Source organism: Glycocaulis abyssi (assembly GCF_041429775.1).
Taxonomy (GTDB): domain Bacteria; phylum Pseudomonadota; class Alphaproteobacteria; order Caulobacterales; family Maricaulaceae; genus Glycocaulis; species Glycocaulis abyssi.
In genome coordinates, this window is sequence record NZ_CP163421.1 from 544,993 (window position 1) to 566,724 (window position 21,732).

The 21,732-nt window shown below is 62.3% G+C and carries 15 protein-coding genes; 5 read left to right on the forward strand and 10 right to left on the reverse strand.

What is annotated here, in order from left to right:
- The first annotated feature begins 31 nt into the window (after positions 1-31).
- The 5 genes from AB6B38_RS02785 to AB6B38_RS02805 all read left to right on the forward strand — a co-directional run bounded on the left by AB6B38_RS02785 (position 32) and on the right by AB6B38_RS02805 (position 12,783).
- Positions 32-661 (forward strand): response regulator, encoded by a 630-nt coding sequence (locus tag AB6B38_RS02785; RefSeq protein WP_371394200.1) that lies wholly within the window; start codon positions 32-34, stop codon positions 659-661.
- Between the two features lie 491 nt (positions 662-1,152).
- Complete coding sequence (locus tag AB6B38_RS02790) at positions 1,153-7,095, forward strand: autotransporter domain-containing protein (protein WP_371394203.1); 5,943 nt, start codon at positions 1,153-1,155, stop codon at positions 7,093-7,095.
- A 422-nt stretch (positions 7,096-7,517) separates the two neighbouring features.
- On the forward strand, positions 7,518-8,027 hold the full coding sequence (locus AB6B38_RS02795; RefSeq protein ID WP_371394205.1) for an A24 family peptidase: 510 nt from the start codon (positions 7,518-7,520) through the stop codon (positions 8,025-8,027).
- A 104-nt stretch (positions 8,028-8,131) separates the two neighbouring features.
- On the forward strand, positions 8,132-8,344 hold the full coding sequence (locus tag AB6B38_RS02800; protein ID WP_371393154.1) for a hypothetical protein: 213 nt from the start codon (positions 8,132-8,134) through the stop codon (positions 8,342-8,344).
- 173 nt (positions 8,345-8,517) lie between these two features.
- Positions 8,518-12,783, forward strand: a complete 4,266-nt coding sequence (locus tag AB6B38_RS02805) for an RHS repeat domain-containing protein (protein WP_371394206.1) — start codon at positions 8,518-8,520, stop codon at positions 12,781-12,783.
- A gap of 640 nt (positions 12,784-13,423) precedes the next feature.
- On the opposite strand, the gene AB6B38_RS02810 is transcribed toward AB6B38_RS02805, so the two are convergent.
- Genes AB6B38_RS02810 through gspG form a run of 10 tightly spaced genes read right to left on the reverse strand, consistent with a single transcriptional unit; the run spans position 13,424 to position 21,732 of the window.
- A complete protein-coding gene (locus tag AB6B38_RS02810; protein ID WP_371394208.1) occupies positions 13,424-14,239 on the reverse strand; it encodes a hypothetical protein in 816 nt (271 codons plus the stop codon).
- Positions 14,208-16,115 (reverse strand): secretin N-terminal domain-containing protein, encoded by a 1,908-nt coding sequence (locus tag AB6B38_RS02815; protein ID WP_371394210.1) that lies wholly within the window; start codon positions 16,113-16,115, stop codon positions 14,208-14,210. Before AB6B38_RS02815 ends, AB6B38_RS02810 begins: the two co-directional genes overlap by 32 nt.
- On the reverse strand, positions 16,115-16,555 hold the full coding sequence (locus tag AB6B38_RS02820) for a hypothetical protein (RefSeq protein ID WP_371394211.1): 441 nt from the start codon (positions 16,553-16,555) through the stop codon (positions 16,115-16,117). Before AB6B38_RS02820 ends, AB6B38_RS02815 begins: the two co-directional genes overlap by 1 nt.
- Positions 16,552-17,010, reverse strand: coding sequence for a hypothetical protein (locus AB6B38_RS02825; protein ID WP_371394212.1), 459 nt, complete (start codon positions 17,008-17,010; stop codon positions 16,552-16,554). The genes AB6B38_RS02820 and AB6B38_RS02825 overlap by 4 nt, the downstream gene beginning before the upstream one ends.
- The gene (locus AB6B38_RS02830) at positions 17,007-17,765 is read right to left on the reverse strand and encodes a hypothetical protein (protein ID WP_371394213.1); all 759 of its coding nucleotides are present in this window, start codon (positions 17,763-17,765) and stop codon (positions 17,007-17,009) included. Before AB6B38_RS02830 ends, AB6B38_RS02825 begins: the two co-directional genes overlap by 4 nt.
- Positions 17,762-18,115, reverse strand: a complete 354-nt coding sequence (locus tag AB6B38_RS02835) for a type II secretion system protein J (RefSeq protein ID WP_371394216.1) — start codon at positions 18,113-18,115, stop codon at positions 17,762-17,764. The genes AB6B38_RS02830 and AB6B38_RS02835 overlap by 4 nt, the downstream gene beginning before the upstream one ends.
- Positions 18,102-18,500 carry a hypothetical protein gene (locus tag AB6B38_RS02840; RefSeq protein WP_371394217.1) on the reverse strand — a complete coding sequence of 133 codons (399 nt, stop codon included), beginning with the start codon at positions 18,498-18,500 and terminating at the stop codon, positions 18,102-18,104. The genes AB6B38_RS02835 and AB6B38_RS02840 overlap by 14 nt, the downstream gene beginning before the upstream one ends.
- Positions 18,500-19,678, reverse strand: a complete 1,179-nt coding sequence (locus tag AB6B38_RS02845) for a type II secretion system F family protein (protein ID WP_371394219.1) — start codon at positions 19,676-19,678, stop codon at positions 18,500-18,502. The genes AB6B38_RS02840 and AB6B38_RS02845 overlap by 1 nt, the downstream gene beginning before the upstream one ends.
- 3 nt (positions 19,679-19,681) lie before the next feature.
- Entirely contained in the window at positions 19,682-21,259 is a 1,578-nt protein-coding gene (locus AB6B38_RS02850) for a GspE/PulE family protein (RefSeq protein WP_371394221.1), read from the reverse strand.
- Positions 21,259-21,732, reverse strand: coding sequence for a type II secretion system major pseudopilin GspG (gene gspG / locus AB6B38_RS02855; RefSeq protein ID WP_371394223.1), 474 nt, complete (start codon positions 21,730-21,732; stop codon positions 21,259-21,261). Before gspG ends, AB6B38_RS02850 begins: the two co-directional genes overlap by 1 nt.

Below are 21,732 nucleotides of genomic sequence, written 5' to 3' on the forward strand. Positions count from 1 at the left end.
TGGCGTCAATGTCTTTAGCGGGGACAGCAATATGGATCGGACCACACTGATCCGGGTTTTTATCGTGGATGATCATAGCCTGGTCCGCGAAGCTCTTGCCCGTTCGGTTACGCTCGAACCAGACATCGAAGTGTGCGGGGAAGCCCGCGATGGAGTCAGTGCGCTCGAGCAGCTTGCTGAACTCGATCCGGATCTCGTCCTTCTCGATTTCACCTTGCCGGACATGACCGGCCTTGAAGTGGTCAGCGCAATGAACAGGGCCGGACGGAGGCCGCCTGTGCTTTTGCTGACGGGTGCTCCTTTGGACGAGACCGAACGCGCCGCGCTGGCCGACGCGGTCGAAGGTTTCGTGCACAAGGAAGATGAACGCGACACACTCATCGCCGCCGTGCGCGAGACAGCGGCGAGGCAGGTACGCAAAAAAGCCGCCACGCCGCGTGAAGACCCGCCTGCTGCGGCCATGAATGCGGGCAATCTGACAGCGCGCGAGCGTGCGGTTCTGCGGGAAATCGCCAGGGGGCACTCCATCGAGCAGATAGCCGGCAGCCTTGCCATCAGCGCGGCAACAGCCCGCAAGCACCGAGAGAACATCATGGGAAAGCTGGGGGTCAGGTCCACCGCCGCACTGGTGCGCGCGGCCGTCCAGATCGGCTGGTACTAGCGCTGGTAATAGTCATTCTGAGAGATCGAGCCGTCGCCAGTGACCCCGTGCCGACAGCGGGCTGGCTGGTCCGGCTGGTTGAAACCAGCATTCCTTCATCCGAAAGCCCGCCTCACAACAATTTGGCCAACTCTACGGCGATCATCGTATACCCCCTGCCAGAATGATAACTAATATCCTGGTTCGCAATTTGTGGTGTCAGCTGCTACGGCGTCCATAGCTGGCGAGCGGCCTGCCGGATAGCACTATTGGCGCAAACGAAACGGACACGTCGAGCGCACCTGCGCGCTGAGCGTGATTGAGTATTGGGTTCGGGGGACAATCTGATGATGCGGGTCGGCTTTAGTGCGCGTGACGTTAGTCGCAGCAGCAGCGAGCTTATTCTCTTTCCCAGGGGCAAGGGAGTCTCGGCGCTGCCACGAACTCCGAGGCTCACGGCCTCCGGTTCCAGGCAATGTGGGCACCTGCGTTCAGCCCTGATGGCGGCGACCATGCTGGCCGGTGCAGGCGCGCTGGCAGCGCTCATGCCGCAGCAAGCGCTGGCTCAGTTTCTTATTAGCGGTGGTGCGCACGAAATTGTGGACGGCGACGGCATCGGTGCGGGCACGCCTCCCGCCACTCAGATCAGCGTCTGGAATACCGGCAATCTCTATATTGGGTTTTTGAGCAACGGCACGTTAACGGTGCGCAATGGCGGGCGGGTCGGGAGCGCGACCGGATGGCTTGGATTTGATTTTGGTGACGCTGGCAATGTCACCGTCACCGGCGCGGATTCGGAGTGGATCAATTCAGGTGATCTTTTTGTCGGCTATTTCGGCAATGGCACGCTGACGATTTCCGATGGCGGGCGGGTGGAGAACACGACCGGAAGGATTGGATTTGAGTTTGGTGCCACTGGCGATGTTACCGTCACCGGCGACGGGTCGGAGTGGGTCAACTCTGACGTTCTGACCGTCGGCGATGACGACAATGGCACGCTAATCATCTCTGATGGCGGCAGGGTCAGCACAACCAGCTTGACGATTGGCGCCAATGCCGCCGGCACCGGCACGCTCAGTTTCGGCGCGGCGGCGGGCGATGCGGCCGTAGCGGCGGGCACGCTCGACACCCCCACCATCGCGTTCGGCCCGGGCACCGGAACCATCGTCTTCAACCACACCGATAATGATTTCGAGCTCGATGCCGACATTTCCGGTGCTGGCACGATCCGGCTTCTGTCCGGGCGCACCATTCTTTCGGGCAATAGCAGCTATACCGGCGACACGCTGCTGGAAGTCGGAACGCTGACGCTGGCCAGCGACAATGCGCTGGGCAGCTCGACGCTCCGCACGACCGGCTCTGTGGTGGATTATGCGGACGGGGTGGACATCTCGAACGCCATCGTCATCGACTCCAATACCACTCAGTTCCAGGTGCTGACCGGCTCAGCCACGCAGTCGGGCGTGATCTCGGAAAACAACGGCCCGCGCCCGTTTGAGAAGATCGGCGACGGTGAGCTGGTCCTGACGGCGGCCAATACCTGGACCGGCGACACGACCATCACCGGTGGCACACTGACCTTTGATGGGGGGTCGGTAAGTCTGGCGGCGAACAGGTATTTTTATATCGGCCGCCAGAATGGTGATGACTCTACGCTCAATATCCTCAATGGCGGTTCGGTCAGCAGCCAGTTTGCCTATATCGGTGATGACGCCGGTTCAGCGGGCCTGGTAACCGTGTCCGGTGCCGGTAGCCTGATGATGAACAGCGCCGAAACGACGGTCGGGAGAAGCGGTACCGGCACGCTCAACATCGAAGATGGCGGTGAGGTAAGCAGCACGCGCTCGTGGATTGGCCGGTTTGCCGGATCAAATGGTACTGCCAGTGTGACGGGCACGGACAGCCTGTGGACGCATTCAGTCTATCTTGTAGTGGGCACCGCGGGCGATGGCGATCTCACCATTTCTGACGGCGGCAGTGTCGAGGTGGCCGACCAGGGCGTCTGGATCGGAGAGATGGCCGGCTCGATTGGTGCCATAACCGTTACCGGCGCAGACTCCAGCCTGGTCAATACCGGAACGGCCCTGCGCGTGGGTAATGCTGGCTTTGGCACCCTGACCATCTCCGATGACGCCGGAGTGACAAATACCGACGGCTATATCGGCGTTGGTGCCGGCTCTACGGGCGAAGTGACGGTCACGGGGGCGAATAGTAGCTGGACCAACTCCAATCACGTCTATGTTGGCTATTCCGGCGATGGAACGCTCAACATCGAGAATGGCGGGCATGTTTCCGGCGTTGAAGGCTGGATCGGGCGATTTGCCGGCTCAAGCGGCATTGTGACCGTCACCGGCGCGGATAGCCGGTGGACCAGTTCCAGCCGTATCTATCCGGGTATTGAAGGCGATGGAACGCTGATAATCGCCGATGGCGGTGAGGTTGTCAGTGCCGGTGGCACTCTCGGCTTTTTTGCTGCTGGAACTGGCAATACAACCGTCACAGGCCCAGATAGCCGGTGGACGAACACTGACGGCCTGACTGTAGGGGCTAACGGCACCGGCATACTGACCATCGCCGATGGGGGCTCGGTCAGTAATACGGTCGGCGTCATTGGCAGTGGTGCAACCAGCAATGGTTCGGCCATTGTCACCGGCGCAGATAGCATATGGATCAATTCATCCGAGCTGCGCGTCGGCAGTAGCGGCGATGGCACGCTGACCATTGCGGATGGCGGTGTGGTCAACAGCAATGGCGGCCTCGTGGGAGCCGATGCCGGATCCAGCGGGACAGCAACCGTTACCGGGGCGAACAGCACATGGAATACCGGCTCTTTGCGTGTCGGCCGGTTTGGCGACGGTACGCTGACCATTTCCAATGGCGGCACGCTGACCAGCGTGAACGCCATTGTGGCAGCGCAGGCAGGGTCGAGCGGCAGCGTGACCGTGACGGGCAGCGGCAGTAGCTGGACCTCAACCAACTATCTGGATGTGGGTGATTTCGATACCGGATATCTGACCATTGCCGATGGCGGAACGGTCACCAGCGCGACGGGGCGGCTTGGCTATTATTCAGACGGCGACGGGCATGTGACCGTCACCGGCGCGGACAGCAGCTGGAGCATGACCGGCCTGCTGAGCGTCGGGCGGATTGGCGCAGGCGCGCTGACGATTGCTGATGGCGGCGAGGTCAGCAATGCCATCGGCTATATCGGTGAACAGGCCGGCTCCACGGGAGCCGCGGCCGTCACGGGCGCAGGGTCGAGCTGGATCAATAGCGATCTGTACATCGGGAACTCCGGCGAAGGCACGCTGACCCTTTCCGATGATGGCGAGGTGAGCGCCGATGAGGTGATAATCGCAAACAACGCAGGCTCGACTGGCACTGTGTATATAGGCTCTGATGGCGTTGCGCCGTCTGGCGCGGGCATTCTCAATACCCCGTCGGTGACCTTCGGTGCCGGGACCGGGGCGCTGGTGTTCAATCACACCAATTGCTGCGGGCTGTTTTTTGACGCCGATATCTCCAGCGATCCGCTCGGCCAGGCCTTTATCCTTCACGCCGAGGGGCTGACCCATCTGACCGGTAACAGCGCCGGATTTGCAGGCGACGTCATTGTCGGTGGTGGTGCGCTGTCGGTCGATGGCACGCTGGGCTCGGGCGATGTGGCACTGGGCGTGGATGGGTCGGGCTTCCTGACAGGCAGCGGCACGATTGGCGGGGATGTTCTGGTCAGTGGCGGCACGCTTCTTGGCACATCGGGCGCCACGCTCACCATTACCGGTGATCTGGAACTGGACGCCGGTTCGTTCGTGATCGCGGCGCTCGGCGCACCGGGCGATGGCGAGCTGTTCGCCGTCGGCGGCGATCTGACGCTGGACGGCACGCTGGACGTGATCGACATGGGAGGCTTTGGCCCCGGTCTCTACGGGCTTTTCACTTATGGCGGATCGTTGACCGATAACGGGCTGGCGCTGGGCTCAGCGCCGGTGGCAGACCTTCTGCCGGGCGAGCTGACGATCCAGACAAGCGTGGCGGGCGAGGTGAACCTGGTCTCCAATATTGGCGTCGACCTGCTGTTCTGGGACGGCGATGATCCTGCCAATGCACTCAATGGCCTGATCGATGGCGGGGACGGTGTGTGGAGCGCCAATTCCTTCACCTTCACCGATGCCGACGGGCTCGTCTCTGGTCCCTCCCGGCCGACGCCCGGCTTCATCGTGTTCTCCGCCGCCGCCGGCAATGTCACGGTCGATGATAGTGACGGTGAGATCGAAATCGCGGGCGCGCAGTTCGCGGTCGATGGCTATGTCATCGATGGCGATGGCATAACGCTTGCTGGCAATGGCGATGGCGACGCGATCTTCCGCGTCGGTAACGGCACTGGCGCGGGCGCAGCCTTCACCGCCACCATTGGCTCGGACCTTGTCGGCGATGCGGCTCTGGTCAAGACCGATCTCGGCACCCTCATCCTGACCGGCCATAACAGCTATACCGGCGGAACCGAGGTGCGCAGCGGCACGCTCATCGGCTCAACCGCTTCGATCATGGGCGATATCGCCAATGATGGCGTGGTGGTGTTCGATCAGGCGGGGGATGCCGCGCTGGATCAGGCACTGTCCGGCAATGGCCTCGTCCGCTTTACCGGTGGAGCCGAGTTCACCCTTGGCTCTGGCAACAGTTATGCCGGCGGCACCCAGGTCTTCGGCTCGCAGCTCGTGCTGACGGCCGGCGACAGCGCGGGCACGGGCGCGATCACGCTCAATAACTCCAATACCGCTTATGGTGACGGCATCACCGTTTCCAACACCCTGACCTTCTCCGGCACGAACGAACTGCAGGTGCGGTCAGGCACGGCCACCCATGCAGGCCATGTGACCGGCGGGGGCGATCTGGGTCTCACCGGGGCGGGTACGCTCATCTTCACGGGCAATGGTTCGGCCTTTACAGGCAACACCATCATCACCGGCAATGTGCTGATGAACGGCACGCTGGGGGGCACGATCGAGGTGGCCGATGGCGGCATGTTACGCGGCTTTGGCACGCTGGGTTCGACCACGGCCCTGGCGGGCTCGACCATCGCGCCGGGCAATTCGGTTGGCACGCTCACCATTGACGGTGATCTCGTGTTTGAGGACGGCTCGCTTTACGAGGTGACGGTTGCAGCCGATGGAAGCGCTGACCTGATCGCCGTCAGCGGTGCGGCCACTATCAGTCCCGGCGCGGTTATCACGGTCGGGTCGGCATCGGGAATATCCGTCGGTGCTCCGACAGTCGTGTTGTCCGCCGCTGGCGGCGTAACCGGATCATTCCAGTTCGGTGACATGATTACCGGCCTGCCGTTCATCACCAGTGCGGTGGAGACAGACGGCGACGATGTTACGCTGTTCTTCGGACGCAATGAAACGCCCTTTGCTTCGTTCGCCGCCGGCGGGAATGCGGCGTCGGTGGCGCAGGCCGCCGATACGCTCGGCTCAGGCAATCCGCTCTGGCAGGCGCTTGTGTGGCTCGACGCAGCCTCTGCTCCGCTCGCCTTCGAAGCGCTCAATGGCGAGATACATGCCACGCACCGCCAGCTGGTGCTGGATGAGACCATCCATACCCGCCGGGCCGTCACCTCGCGGCTGGCTGCTGCCCGTAGCGAAGAGACCGGGTCAGCATGGATCAGCGGGCATTTCGGCGGCGCGCAGCTTGGCAGCCGCGATGGCGCATCGCGCGTTTCGGCTGACACGTCCGGCGTGATGCTGGGTCTGGATACGCCGGTTAACGGGGATGTCCGTATCGGCGTCATGGCTGCCTTTGGCGAAACCGCGTTCAACATCACCGGGCGCAGCGCGGCTGGCCTGGCTGAAAGCCGTTCGCTGGGCGTCTATGGTGGCGGCCAGTTCGGCGGCTTTGGCCTCAGCGCAGGCGCGATCTATGGCTGGCATGATCTGTCCACCAACCGCCTGGTCAGCTTCCCCGGCATCAACGAGCACATAAACTCCAGCCACAGTGCTGACAGCGTGCAGGTGTTCGGCGAAGCCAGCCTTGCCGGGCCGGCCGGTTTTGAGCCCTTCCTCTCACTTGCTCATGTCCGCCTTGATACCGGAAGATTTGCCGAGGCGGGCGGTGTTTCCGCGCTCGCCCTTGACGGCGAAACCCGCCAGATGACGCAAGGTAGGCTTGGCAGCCGCTTTGCCCATGACTGGCAGGCAGGTGATACGGCGCTTCGTTTTGAGGGCTCGCTTGGCTGGCGGCGCGTGTTCAGCGGACATCGCCAGTTCGTCTCCGGCAATCTGGCTGGCGCTCCGGTCTTCTTTGAAGGCAATGGCGTTGACCGCGATGCGGCGGCCATTGAGGCGGGCATGGTGATCGAGCCGCTTGGCGGGATCAGCCTGGAGCTGGGCTATGCGGGCGAGATCGGCTCCAACGCCCGCAATCACGGCGCCGAGTTCCGCGCACGGTGGGCGTTCTAACTGAGTTAGAGCGCGGGGTAGGGCGGGATGTCAGGTGCTCGCAAACGGTGCTCAGAAGGGGTGCTGTCAGACGCACGCGAACGGGTCACGATATGGCAGGGCCATCGGTGATCAGGCGGTATTGCTTGGAAACTGCCGGGCTCAGGACCCGATACCAGGCCGGGTCGTACAGGATGAAATCTGGCGGAGAGGAAGTACGCCAAATCGCTCCAAGAGCTTTTAAAAAACTATAAATATCAATAAATTACAAACTTTGATTTTCGCACTGTACAGCAAAATGTACAGCAATTTGCGCGGCTGCACCTTGGCCATCCCGTCATGCAAAGGGGCTTACGGAGTAGTGCTTGAGTGTCCATGCTGGCTGGGCAGGTTTCGCAGCGCCTGGTTTTAGGGGGGCAACCTGTCTTGTGGGGGAGTTTGGTTTGCTCATTATCGCTGCCAGCCTGCTGCTGATTGCGGCCCTGCTTGCGCTTTCGATCATAGACGTCCGGCATTTGCGCCTGCCCGATATGTTGACACTTCCACTGACCGGCGCCGGGCTGATAGTGACTGCCCTGCTGGGCTGGCCGTTTACGGATCATCTCATTGGCGCCGTGGCAGGCTTCACGTTCTTTGCAGGGCTGACTTACACCTATCGGCTGACGACTGGTCGGACGGTTCTGGGTTTAGGTGATGCCAAGTTGCTGGCGGCTGGCGGTGCGTGGTGCGGCTGGTTCATGCTCCCCTTGATTGTTGCTCTTGCGTCCCTGTCTGGCCTTGCCTTTGCCGCAGCCAGCACGGTCCTTACCTGCCGCCCGTTTTCTCGCCGCGCCCTGATTCCGTTTGGTCCGTTTCTGGCGGTGGGCATTTTTCTGGCATGGCTGGTCCTGATCGGGGTCGAGGGTGACGCCGCAGGTTTCCGGCGCTTGCTTTTATATAGAGACTTGCAATGATTTCTGTTGCTTGGCGGAAAGTTGGCCCCAGGCATAAATTTTAATTTGACCTGTCCGTCAGGTTGCAAGACGCTTTGATGCATTCAGTTATGGGGGCGTGATTGATGATTTTTCCCTGCCTTTCACCTTTGGTGCTGGCTGTTTCTGTGGCTGTCTCGGCGCAGTCTGGCGGAACCACCACGGAAACCTACACCTATGACGCGCGTGGCCAGCTGGTCGATGTCCAGCGTAGCGGCGGCGTCAATCACGGCATCCGCACCGAATACACGTACGATGCCGCTCTCAACCGGATACGCAAGAAGGTGACCGGAGCCTAGCGGGCTCCGTTTTTTTTGTGCCTGGGCGCGCGGGCGTATGTCCGCTGGTTCAATTTCAGATTGGGTTTGTTTTCAGATTTAAAGCGGGGATTGCGGGAATGGGGCTGCTTGCTGCGGGATTTTTCACACGGACGTTTTCTACGTTTCGAGCGATGCCACGCCTGGCCAGTTTGATGGCTGCCATCGCCTCCTTCCTTTTTGCTGCAGAGGCTGTGCAGGCCCAGATCTTGCCGGAGGAGGGTCATGCCTTTCCGCTGGTCAACCCGGCCTTTGACGATAATGGCGTGGATATGGCCACCGGCCTGTTACAGGCCGCGATTCCGGTCATATCCATTGGCGACCCTGATGCCGGGGGGCTGAGCTATACGCAGATATTCACCGGCAATGACTGGCGTCACAGCCTGATGGGATCGGTCAGGGTGAGCGGCACGCAATACACGATCAGCCTGGGTGGCGGTGCCGAAATTTTCACCAAGTCGGGCAGTACGTTTACCCCGAACAGGCCGAGCGGCACGACGCTGACATATAGCAGCTCGACGGGGATCTATACCTACACGCTGAGTGACGGCACGGTGGTAGAGTACGACGAGGCCAATCTGGGTGATGCCAGCGGTGTCGCCCTCATCCAGGCCAATATCGTCTCGGTGACGCGTCCCAATGGCAGCCGGATGGATTATCACTACCGCAGCGTCACGGTATTCGAGCAGATTGCCTCCTGGCCGGAACCGGTCATCATCCCTTACACGTATTTCCGCCTGCAGTCGGTGACGACCAATCGTGGCTATCAGTTGCACGTGCACTACCAGCGCGATTCCCATCCGGGCGGGAACCTCACTCAGACCATGCCGGAATGGTGGAATGCCACCGGGGTCACCCTGTTTAACCTGACGCAGGATTATTGTGAGCCGACGGCGGCCTTTTCCTCATGCAGCTTTTCACAGACCTGGCCGGAGCTGACATTCCAGAATGTCAGCTCCACCGAGCGTACCTATACCGATACGCTCGGCCGGGTGACGCGCATCACGCGCGCGGGCAACGGGAATGTCACCCGCATCCGCCACCCTGGCAGTACAAGCGACGATGTGATCATCAGCTATGCATCGGGCCGGGTCTCCTCGGTCAACCAGAACGGTCTCGTCACGAGTTACACCTATGCTGATGCTGGCGGCCAGCGCACCACGACGATGACGAGCCCTCTGGGGCATACGCAGGTGGTGGTGTCGAACCTCTCGACGGGTCTTCCGGTCTCGAGCACGAACGGGACGGGCCATACGACGAGCTTTCTTCATGATAGCCATGGCCGGGTGACGCGGGTCACCTACCCGGAAGGCAATCAGGTACGCTACACCTATGACGCGCGCGGCAATGTCACCGAGGTGCGCCGCGTCGCCAAGCCATCTACGGGTCTGGCCGATCTGGTGACGAGCGCGGGCTATCCGTCCTCGTGTTCGAACCCTGTGATCTGCAACCGGCCCTTGTGGACCGAGGATGCGGCCGGCAACCGGACCGATTACACCTACAACACGACCCATGGCGGGGTGCTGACAGTGACCGCGCCGGCGCCATCAGGTTCGGGCGCGCGTCCACAGACGCGTTATACCTACGCCTCGCTGTATGCGTTTTATAAGAACTCCACAGGCAATATCGCACAAGCGCCATCTCCTGTGTGGCACCTGACGCAGGTCTCCACCTGTTCCAGCGGCACCTCGCCCTCGTGTGTAGGCACGGCAAACGAGACGCGCACCACGATCAGCTATGGCTCGGCCGGGGTCGCCAATAACCGCCTGCCGGTCTCGACCACGGTGGCGGCAGGTAATGGCACGCCCTCATCGACCGTGACGCAGAGCTATAATGTGGTCGGTGACGTGGTCTGGAGCCAGCCAGCCGTGGGCGGGTCTGCGGCGCGGGTGCACTATCATTACGATGCGTTGCGCCGGCCTGTGGGGGTAATCGGGCCGGACCCTGATGGCGGCGGGCCTCTTTTACGCCGGGCTGCGCGCATCGGCTATACGACAGCGGGCCAGGAGGCGTTCGTCGAGCGCGGCACGGTGACGGGTACGGGTCTCTCGCATCTGAACGCTATGAGCGTGCTGGAGCGCCAGGAGACCGAGTATGATGCGCTTTACCGGCCTGTCATCGCCCGGCTCAAATCCGGCTCGACCACGCTGGCCCTGCAACAGGTGAGCTATGATGCTGACGGCCGTCTGCAATGCTCGGCGGTGCGCATGAACCCTGCCCAGTTCGCCTCGCCCCCGTCTGATGCGTGTGTGCCAGGCACGCCCGGCGCCCATGGCCCTGACCGGATCACCCACCGCACCTATACCGCCGCCAATCAGATCAGCATCGTGCGCAATGGCTATGGCACCTCCGAGGCGGGCATCGATGCGCGTTACAACTACCGGGCCAACGGGCATGTCGCCTATGTGCGCGACGGGGCGAGCAACCGCACCACCTATGTCCGCGACGGCCATGACCGGCTCTCCCAGATCCGTTACCCTCAGGAGACCGTGGGCGCCAATGCCAGCAACAGCGCTGACCGCGAGCAGTTCACCTATGATGCAGCCGGAAGGCTCGTCACCCACCGGCGCCGGTCGGGCCACAACATCACCTACACCTACGACAATCTGAACCGGATCACGGCGCGCAATACCCCGTCCGGCCAGGCCAATGCCTCCTACACTTACGATCTCCTGGGCCGGGTGACGCAAGTCTCCCAGACCGGGGGGCACACGCTCTCCTATACCCATGATGCGCTGGGCCGGAACCTCACCGCTGTCACCCCGCAAGGCACGGTCAGCTATCAATATGACGCCGCAGGCCGCCGGACCCGGATGGACTGGCCGGACGGGCTCTATGTGACCTACAGCTACGATACGGCAGGGGCGCTGACCCATATCCGGGAGAACGGGGCCTCATCGGGCATCGGGGTGCTGGCGGCCTACGCCTACGATAATCTCGGCCGGGTGACCTCCATCACGCGCGGCAATGGGGTGGTGACCGGGTTCGATTATGATGCGGCGAGCCGGCTGACCGAGCTCACCCAGGATATGGCCGGCACGGCGAACGACCAGACCCTCTCCTTCACCTATAATGCGGCCGGCCAGATCGCCAGCCGCACCATGGCCAATGACATCTATGCCTTTACCGGGCATGTGAACCAGGATGTCACCCTCACCGTCGATGGCCTCAACCGCTTCCTCTCTGGCGGCGGTGTCACCTACGATTACGATGATCGCGGCAATATGACCGCCGATGGCGTGCGCGCCTACGCCTATGACTTCGACAACCGGCTCACCTCCGTCACCGGCGGGGGCACCGGGAACGTCTCCCTCACCTACGATCCGGCAGGCAGGCTCTACCAGACAGCGCAGGTCTCGGGCGCCACGACCCGCTTCCTCTATGACGGGGCGAACCTGATCGGGGAGTATGACGCCTCCAACACCCTGCTGCGCCGCTATGTGCAGGGGCCGGGCCTCGATGCGCCTCTGGTGCGCTATGATGGCACGGGCACGACGAACCGCCGCTGGCTGATCACCGATGAGCGCGGCAGTGTGGTCGCCGAGACCAATGCCTCAGGCGCAGCCGTGCAGATCAACACCTATGACGAGTATGGCATGCCGGGCTCGGGCAATACCTCCCGGTTCGGCTATACCGGCCAGATGTGGATCGCCGAAATCGGCCTCTACCACTACCGCAACCGGGTCTATAACCCTAACCTGGGACGGTTCATGCAGACCGACCCCATCGGACAAGCAGGCGGCATAAACCTCTACGCATACGTCAGCAACGATCCGATCAATTACACCGATCCCTGGGGGCTGCAGAAGAACCCGATAGAGGTAATGTTTATAATCGGCACCCGTCTAAGGGGCGTCCTGCGCTCAGGCGGCACAGCGGGCTTTAGCGGTTTTGCAGAACCGCCAGATGACATCGTCCTCACACCCATCGCCCTACAAAACGCAGACGGACAGGAGGGGGAGGAGCCACATCCGTGCCCCACCGGCAATACGCCGTGGGTTGGTCCAGCGCCTTGGGATAGGCCGGTACTTCCCGTGCATCAGATGCCACGGGGCGCACAATCTATTATGCGGGGAGCGATACGCTCTGAATATACTGATCCGTCTGATGGGTCAGTGCGGCTGAGGTTTGGCCCGAATCCGTCTTTTATCCAGAGTCTAGATGAAACCGGGGCGTATTGGCTTCACAGTCCTGATCGACCAGCTCCATCGGCTTTCGCCACACCCGAGGAACGAAGCAATACTGTGAGAATAATGCCCCCAGGCATGGGGAGCGGAAGATCAGGGCAGAGCTTTGCTGGCAATTATCCCGGCGGATATTTTATTGTTTACAATAACACTGGGCAACCAATTTCGATTTATGACGGCCGCCCCGGCGAAGCTTCTGCAACCCACAATCCAATCGCCTGTATAAGAAGGTAGAAATGACAACAGATAAATTGAAACGCGACATAAGCATGCACCTTCCAGCAATGTTTAATGATGTATTTATCATGGAGTATAGCATTATGCTTCATTCAAAGAAAATTATTGTTGAAATATCTACTAAGTTCATTGTTTGCATTAAAGATAATATCTATATTATTAAGCCGCCATTTACAACAAGTGAATTTAACAGCTTAAACTATAGAAACAAGAAGCTCACCAGCATCGATGTCAATGATAAGTGCGTAATTCTTAAATTCGATTTAGAAGAAATACATGTACCTTACGGCAACAACCCAGAGTCTATTTCCATCACATTTGAAAGCAATTATATTGTTTTGTAAATAGATTTCAATCTTTCATTTAATGTGACGATTTATATATTTGCATGTTGCAATAGCTCAATTTAAGGTATCAGCGACAATTAAGAGGTTTTTGTGGCATAATATACCGCCTTGCATTCTATACCGAACATCGTCGGCCAGACGGGGCCTTTTATCCCGCGCCCGTCCTCGGCGCTGGCGCGCTTGCAAGCGAGGCGGGCTGCACCATAGCCAACTACATCTACGCCTTTACCGGTCACACCAACCAGGATGTGACGGTGACGGTCGATGGCCTGTAGCCGATCGCCAATCACCTAATCTCCAAAACACGGCCTACTATCTGCAGATACTCTCTCCGCCCACTCGAACACCAGGGCCGGAGCTTCCGGTGCCGACGTAAGCAGGATGGTGGATCGCGCGTCGTGCGGGGCATGCTGCTCGCTCGCGGTGAAGGTCCAGCGCGCGGCGTGTGATGGATAGTCCGGGACGGATGCCCGGGCGCGCACGGCAGGATGGGCGGCGATAGCGGGGTCGGCAGAGCTGTTTGCGGACAGCAGGGTAAAATGCCCTGCGAGACATTCTGCCTCGTTGGCTGTGAGCCCGGCCACAAGCGCGAGCTCGGCCATGCTTTCGAACGGACGATTGGCACGCGGCGGCAGGCCTGCGGCTTCGTAATCGGCCAATGTGGCAGCGTTGAGCCGGGATGAACCTGCCGGTTCACGCCAGTCCGCTATCGTGTCGGCGAGCGCGGCAGCACGTGAGGGAGATGCCCCCAGCACTTCCAGGAATGCCGCCAGCGATATCGCGTCGATATGGTTGAGATCAGGCCATGCGGTCGTTGGCCGGGCTTCCACTGTGATGTCGCGGCCATTGATAGTGTAGGTGGCCGAAAACGGAACCGGCTGGGTTGGAAGGCGTCCGAGTTCGTGCACGGCCCGGATCGTGGCACCTTCCAGCGTCATGCGCTCTTCAACCTCGCTCACCAGAAGCTCGGCCCTGACCACCGCGCGCCAGGCCAGCGCCAGACTCATCGACCCGACGAGCGCGAGGGCAAGAGACAACCAGAGCGCGCTGATGAGCGCGAAGCCGGCCTCGGCCTCACTCCTCGATAAGAAGTACGTTGCGGGCATTGAGTTCCCTCAGGCGTTGTGAGAGGCGCAGCGCCTCCTCGCGCGCATCACGGGCGTCCGAAACCAGTCTCGGGGTAAGGAACGCGATGAGCTCGGTGCGCCGCGAGATATCGGCCCCGGTTTCGAACAGGCGGCCAATGAGCGGCACCCGGCGCGCGCCGGGTACGCCGCTGCGCGTCTCGCTCCGGTTCTCGCGGATAAGACCACCCAGCGCAATCGTCTCGCCAGCCCGCGCGGCCACTACGGTCTGGAAGCGGCGCTGCTGGATGGTGGGCGAGTCTATCCCTGAGCTTCGCGTTTCGGCGACATCGCTCACCTCCTGATCGATCTCCAGGATGATCGAGTTACCGCTGATGCGAGGCGTGACCTGAAGCACGACCCCTGTATCACGGAACTGGACGCTATTGACGATAGGTGCATCGGGATTGGTGACGTTTACCGCTGACTGGGTGATGACCGGCACCTGATCACCGACCTGCAAAGTGGCTGGGCGATTATTCAGCGTCACGATCTGGGGCGAGGAAAGGACGACAACGCTGCTGACGGAATCCAGCGCATTGAGGGCGGCCTGCACATAGCGGGAATCAAACCGGTAGGCGAAACCGGGAAAGCGCGACGAGACCTGCCCGGTTTCCAGCTCGGAAAAGGTGAAGCTGCCTCCATCGCGCGTGTCGAAGAACCACTGGACGCCAAAGCGCAGCTCGTCATTCAGAACGACTTCAGCAATCGTTACCTCAATCAGGATCTGCTCAGGCAGGATATCGAGCTGACGCACCAGTTCGCTCACGGCTCGCCGGTCATCCTCATTGCCCCAGACGATGAGCGTATTGCTCTGCTCGTTTGCCCGCACCCGTACCGGTGCCTCGCCTTCCCCGCGCTCGTGAAGGGTGGCGGCAATGTCCTCGGCGAGGGCCACCGCGCTGGCATTGCGAACGGGGATGGTGTGAAAACCCCGCTGGCGCTGCGGTGGCTGATCGAGCCGGGCTATCCACTCCTCAATCTGCAACAGCTGGGCCTGGCTGCGCGTGACCGCCAGAACGGCCTGAAGCCGGTTGAGGGGTACGAGTTCAAGAGACTCACCGCTGCCCTGCACCGCGGCGATCGCGGTCAGCTCCTCAACGAGACTGTCCGGATCGGTATGACGCAGCCGGATCATCGAAAAGGATAACGCCCGCATCCAATCCGTATCGAGGGCTCTTGCAGCCTCCCGGATGGCGGCAATGCGCTCTGGCGCTCCGGCAAGGGTTATGCGCCCGGCGCGGTCATCAGCCGACAGCTGGACACTGCTATCGATGAAGGGCTGAAGAGCCGTGACCATGCGGCTGGCGGGGACATGCTGGAGGGCGATCACTTCGACGCTGGGCGTGCTGGTGCGGGCGGGCGCATATCCGCCAGCTTCACGCAGCACGATGACATCACCGTCCAGAACCAGCTCGGCACCATGAGTGCTGACGGCGCGGTTCAGGATGGAGAGAGCGGTAGAGACCGGCACGGGACCGGGGGTGCGCGCTGTCAGGCGCATGGCAAGATCTGTCTCGGCGATGAAGGCAAGCCCCATCTGCCCAGCCACGATGCTTTCCAGCACCTGACCGGCTGGCGCATCGGCGAAGGCGAACTCGATCAGCTGGCCGGAGGCATGTGCCGTGCGGACGCCAGTGCCTTGCGCCACCGGGCGTCCAAGAGAGCGCAGAAGAGGTTCATCCCGCGGGGCTGCATCGGGCATTTCTGCCCGGCTCTCTTCGGCGCCTTCCTGGGGTGCTGCTTCCAATGGGGAGCGCGCCAGCTGTACGGAAAAGGGTTCGCGGGCCGCGCACCCTGCCAGCAGGGCAAAGGCTGCGACGGCGCTGACTAGCACCAGATAATCGCGTCCATGCATCAGTCTTCCCCCTCCATACCGGTTTCTGCCGGATAGACCCGCAAACGGATCATGCCCTGTGGCCCCTCAACCGTCACGCCTTCAGCATCTATGGCGCGCACGTTCCATGGACCGATACGCTCTTCCAAACCAGCGGTGACAAGCTCGCCCTCATACTCGAAGTGACTTAGCGCCCCGCGTCCCGCCGTAACGCCCACCAGACGGGGCACATCTGAAACGGAAGCGGAAGAGTGCGCGTCGGCCTGTGTGTCCACCAGTGCATTCATGCCGGCTTCTCCCGTCGCGGGAACAGGGCGGATGCGGCCGGGTGGTTCGCTGACATCTGGCAGGCTGATAGCGGAGCGTGTTCCGTTGCCGGGTTGGGCAGGCGGCATCACGCGTAGCGCCAGGCCCGCTACAACCGCAAACAGTGCCGAAGCAAAAAGGAGACGAACCATCATGGTGCCGCCTCCAGATGAGCTTCAAGCTCAACCGCGCAGTCGAAATACCCGGCTTCCCGGCTCTCGCATTGCAGATCGTGGAGCCAGAGCGGGCCGGGCCGGGCGAGATCGGCCAGCATGCGCTCCATCCCTTCTGCGTGCGTGCGAACCGCAAGATGCAGGTCGTGGACCCTACAGGGACCATCCTCGCTGGCAGCCGACGCGTGAACGACCGAGGTTTCGCCTTCCCAGCGTTCTCCAAGGAGCGCGCTCAGGGATACATCATCGAAAACACCTCCAAGGCATCGCCCCTGTACCCGCTCTTCCACCGAGGCATGGAGCACGCGCGCCGCGATGAACGCTTCGGTACTGCCAGCAAGGCGCCAGGCCGGTACAGCTACAAGAAGGCATGCCACAAGGAGGCTGCCAATCAGCACCAGGCGGTAAAGCGGGAGGCCAGCCATCGCGGCGCTCATGGCTCCTCTCCTCGCAATCCGGTCTGTTCGCGCTCAGCTCCTGATCCCTGAGCCGCACCATTCTCGAACTCAGCCGGAACCAGAACACTGCCATCCGGCAAAGTGAGCCTCACCTCGCTTCCGGAGATCGTGATCGCCGATACGGGCTCCTCCTCCTGGCGTATGATGATGTCGTGGAGCGCGGCGGCATGGTGCGAGCGGGCGTCTTCGCGTGATGACCCGGCTGAAACGGCCAGTGCACGGGCTGATGCTGTGGTAGCCGCAGCCGAGTTCTCCAGAAACACGGCCGCGCCGGCCAGCGCCCACGAGAGCGACAAGAAGAGGACTAAAACAGCCAGAAGCCTCTGAGCCTCTCCGGGTGCCAGTGATCGCCGTGGCGCAGGCAGGGTCATGGTCAGCCCCGTTGCCTCATCAACGAGACGGCGTTCACGAAGAGCACGCCCATCGGGTGAGAGAAGATCAACCCGCCGCGCTATCGCGACGCGATAACGCCAGGGCGGCAGGGCAGCCAGCTCTACCGGACCTGCAACGCCTATCACCGCCTCGCTCTCGTGTAAGGGGCACCAGGCTGCGGGATCGGCGGCCACAAGACGCCTGGCAGCCCGGAGCCGTGGTACCGGCAACCAGGCGTCAATGATGACGTACTCGCCCTTAAAGGGTTTCAGGCCCGCCAATGTGCCGGCATCATCGATCACACCGGCCGCCAGCGATGACAGGGCCTCCCGAAACGCTTTGCTGCGGGTTGCAAGGCTCATAGCGGGCGGCATTGACGGCTTACGAAGTCGAAATGGCAGTCACGGCTGGCCAACGGCGGGTGGGCCGCACGCACTTCGCCTGAATTGCCATGAACAGAAATCCAGCCAGACGCACCTATCGTGCAGGACGGCCCGCCGGACGTCGCACACGCGCGTACAGCGTTTCGGGACAGATGGACCGACTGTCTGAGTTCATCGACACTGGCGGCCGACCGCGATGCCCGGTCCGCCACCGAAACGGCATTGGCGATACTGAGCCCGGCCGCGAGAACCGCGGCCGTAAGGATGGACACGGCCACCAGGGTTTCCAGCAGGATATATCCCTCTTCACCATCTCTATTGCGCATCATTTACCCAGTGCCATGTTTCCAGACGGAGTTCGCCGGGACGCGCGCCCTCGCGCCAGCGTACCGTGACGGCAATGCGCGCCAGCCCCAGATGAAGCGGAGCCTCTGCCTGGGACAGGCATTCGGTTTCCACCCGCCATGCCAGACCGTCCCGGACGCCCGTAGCGTCTTGCGGGCAGTTTCTGCTGGCAAGACGCAGCTCGGCGACGATATCGTTTGCCACAAGGGCAGCTGCTGCGCGCTGGCTGGCGCGTTCCACGTGCCCAAGGACCGCCGCTGCACCGGCCAGAAACAGGCTGACCGCAATGGCGATGATGGTGAGCGCGATCAGGGTCTCATACAGGATGAAGCCTGCCTCGCCACCATCATGTTTGCTCTGTTCGCGCATCACAGCCCGAAGTCCGCAATGGCACCAAGTCCCAGGAAGATGGCGGCGACCACCGTTCCTATGACAAGGCCGGCAAACAATAGAAAGCCCGTCGGAGCGAGAGAGCCGACCAGTTCTGCGCGCTCCCTGGCGCGCCGGTCCAGCAGGGTGCCTGCCTCGCTCATGCAGTCAGCAAGGCGGCCGCTTTCCTCGGCCAGACGGGCAAGGCGCACTACGGCAGCGGGCATGAAGGCGATTGCCGCGAAGGCATCTGCCAGACTCTCCCCATCGCGCACGGCCGGTATGACTTCATCGATTGAGGCGCGAAAAGCCGGTGACGGGACAGCGCGCGCCGCACTGGCCAGCGCCGACGGCACGGCTATCCCCGATGACAGCATGACCGCAAACGTGCTGCAGAAGGCGCTGGCCATGCTGTCGCGCACGATGCCAAGCCCGGCAGGCCCGAGAAGCGCCCGGTCAAGTCGGTCCAGTGCGGCCGACCTCAGACGCGGCAGTACGATCAGAACGAGCGGGATCGCCAGCAGAAGCGCTACGATCAGTCCGCCCCACTCATTCATCACCCGCCCGAACGCCAGCAGCCCGGCCGTGAGTGCTGGCAGGGAAGGCGCATCGGCAAGCGCCATCTCGATGCGTGGCAAAACCAGCAGGAAGAACACACCAAGGCTGGCTGCAGTAAGCGCTAGCACGATGGCCGGATAGACCGCAGCCGAAACCAGCTTGCGGCGGAACTCCGCGCGCGAGGCATGGTAGCGGGCGGCAAGGTCGAGACAGATTGCGAGCTGGCCGGTAGCCTCCCCGGCCTCGGCCATGGCCGCAAGCACCTGGGCGCGCTCCCCGAAGCTTTCCCGGATGGCTGTGCCGATCGCGCTTCCCGCTTCGAGCCGTGCCGCCGCTGCTTCCAGTGCGGCCCGTGACTGACGCGTCCGTCCCTGCGCCAGCGTCCGCATACCGAAGGCCAAGGGAATGCCGGCACGCGAGAGGCGTGCAAGGTCTGCGGCCAGATGGGACAGCTCCTCGCCGCCAGGGCCAGTGCCACGCGTCTCGTGCAAGGGCTTTATGGAAAGGACACCCAGACCCCGCTCTGCCAGCATTTCCCGCGCCGCGTCGGGATCCTCGGCATCAAGCTCGCCCTTGCGCCGGCGCCCTGTGCTGTCGATGGCTTCATAGGCAAGACGCATGGCTCAGCTCACACTCGCGAGCGCTTCAGCCCGGTCGACAAGCCCTGCATCGGCTTTAGCCGCAGCATCGCCGGCCATGCGGCTATCGGGCTGGGCCTGGGCAGCCTTTGCCAGAGCCCCGGCATCCGCCCCGTCCATGATCGCCTGACGGACGCTCTCATCAACGCTCATCATCTCGATCAGCGCGATACGGCCCCGCCGGCCTGTTCCTCCACACATGCTGCAGCCCGTCCCGCCACAGGCAGAGCACAGACGCCGGGTCAGGCGCTGGGCAACGACACCGCGCAGCGTGCTGGCCGCCAGAAACGGCTCCACACCGAGATCAACGAGGCGCACAACGGCAGCGGGCGCGCTTTCGGCGTGGATGCTGGTCAGGACCAGATGCCCGGTAAGGGCGGCGCGCACCGCCAGCGCCGCGGTTTCCGCGTCGCGTATCTCGCCGACCATGATCACGTCCGGGTCATGGCGCAGGAAGGCGCGAAGCGCACTGGAAAAATCAACGCCTGCCGCCCGGTCAACCTGTGTCTGGGAGACGTCCTCGAACAGATACTCGACCGGGTCCTCCACGGTGAGGATGTTGCGCCCCGCGCCGCGCAGCGCATTGATCGCGGCATAGAGCGTGGTGGTCTTGCCGGCTCCGGTCGGTCCGGCCACCATGATCAGGCCCGAACGGGCGGCCAGCCAGCGGGCGATTGTGTCGGTCTGCCGGGCTGAAAAGCCCAGCCCGTCAAAGTTCAGCAAAGCCTCGCTGCGACCGAGCAGGCGTACAACCGCGCCTTCACCCCAGACATTGGGGATTGTCGACAGGCGCGCATCGACAACCGATCCATCGACGGTAAAGCTCAGGCGACCGTCCTGTGGCGCACGCCGCTCGGCAAGGTCGAGACCCGCCAGAACCTTCAGCCTGGCGGCCACCGACCCGGCAAGATGCAATGGCGCGGTGCGCAGGAGGTGCAACTCCCCGTCCACCCGCATCAGGACTTCAAAGCCGTCCTCGCGCGGCCGGAAATGGATATCACTGGCGCCTGCGCGCCGGGCTGACGCAAGTGTGTCTTCCACCAGCCTTACTGCAGGAGCCCCGCGTGAAAGATCGGCAAGGGTCTCGCTATCCCTGTCCTGTCGCTGATCCTGCACGCTGGCCGGGCCCGGCTCATCCTGGCACTGCTTCCACTCATCAAGTGACAGCACCACGAACTTCGTGAGTCCCCCAACAGCAAACCGGCAGGCCCGCAGGGCATCATCGTCGGAAGGGTCCACCACGCCCATAACAGGTCCGCGTTCATCCGCGGCCTGAAGAACCGCCATCCGTCTGCGCCGTAGCCAGGCCGGAGACATGTCTGCCGGAACCTCACCTGCCATCACATCGCCGCCGGGGCGTTCAAGCGCGTACTCGTTTGCCAGCAGCTCGGCTAGCCGTCGCGTGTCAACAAGCCCAAGCCGGGCCGCCGCGATGACGGGGCGTTCAGCGCCGGTTCCACACACTTGCCTAACGCGTTGCAGTCCGTTGGCATCCAGCCCCGCAATCGCAAGTGCCCGGCGCGCCCGCCGGTCAATAACGAGTTCTGCCTCGATTGTGGACATCACCGTTCCAGCACGATTACGATATCGCGGTCCTCGCCTGTGCCTCCAGGTTCTCCATCGCGGCCATAGCTGACCAGCTCAAATCCTCCGCCTGATGCCGGGCGGTAGATGTAGGGCCGCCCCCAGGGGTCAGCCGGAAGCTCACCTCTGCGCACATAAGGCCCCGCCCACCGCGCCTCCAGCGCAGGTGCAGGCGCAACCAGCGCCGCTAGCCCTTCTTCGGTGGTTGGATAGCGCCCGATATCAAGCCGGAACAGGTCAAGCGAGGTGGCAAGGTTCTCCAGCTGTATCTCTGCCGTGCGAGATTGCGCTGCGCCTAAGCGCCCCATCAAGGCAGGCGTGGCCAGGCCCACAATCAGCGCAATGATCACGAGAACGATCAGCACTTCGGCGAGGGTATAGCCAGCGTCGGACGGCGTTCGGCAACGTTCCGCACCCTGTCTGCTTCCGCCCTTCTTCGCGCATCCCGCCAT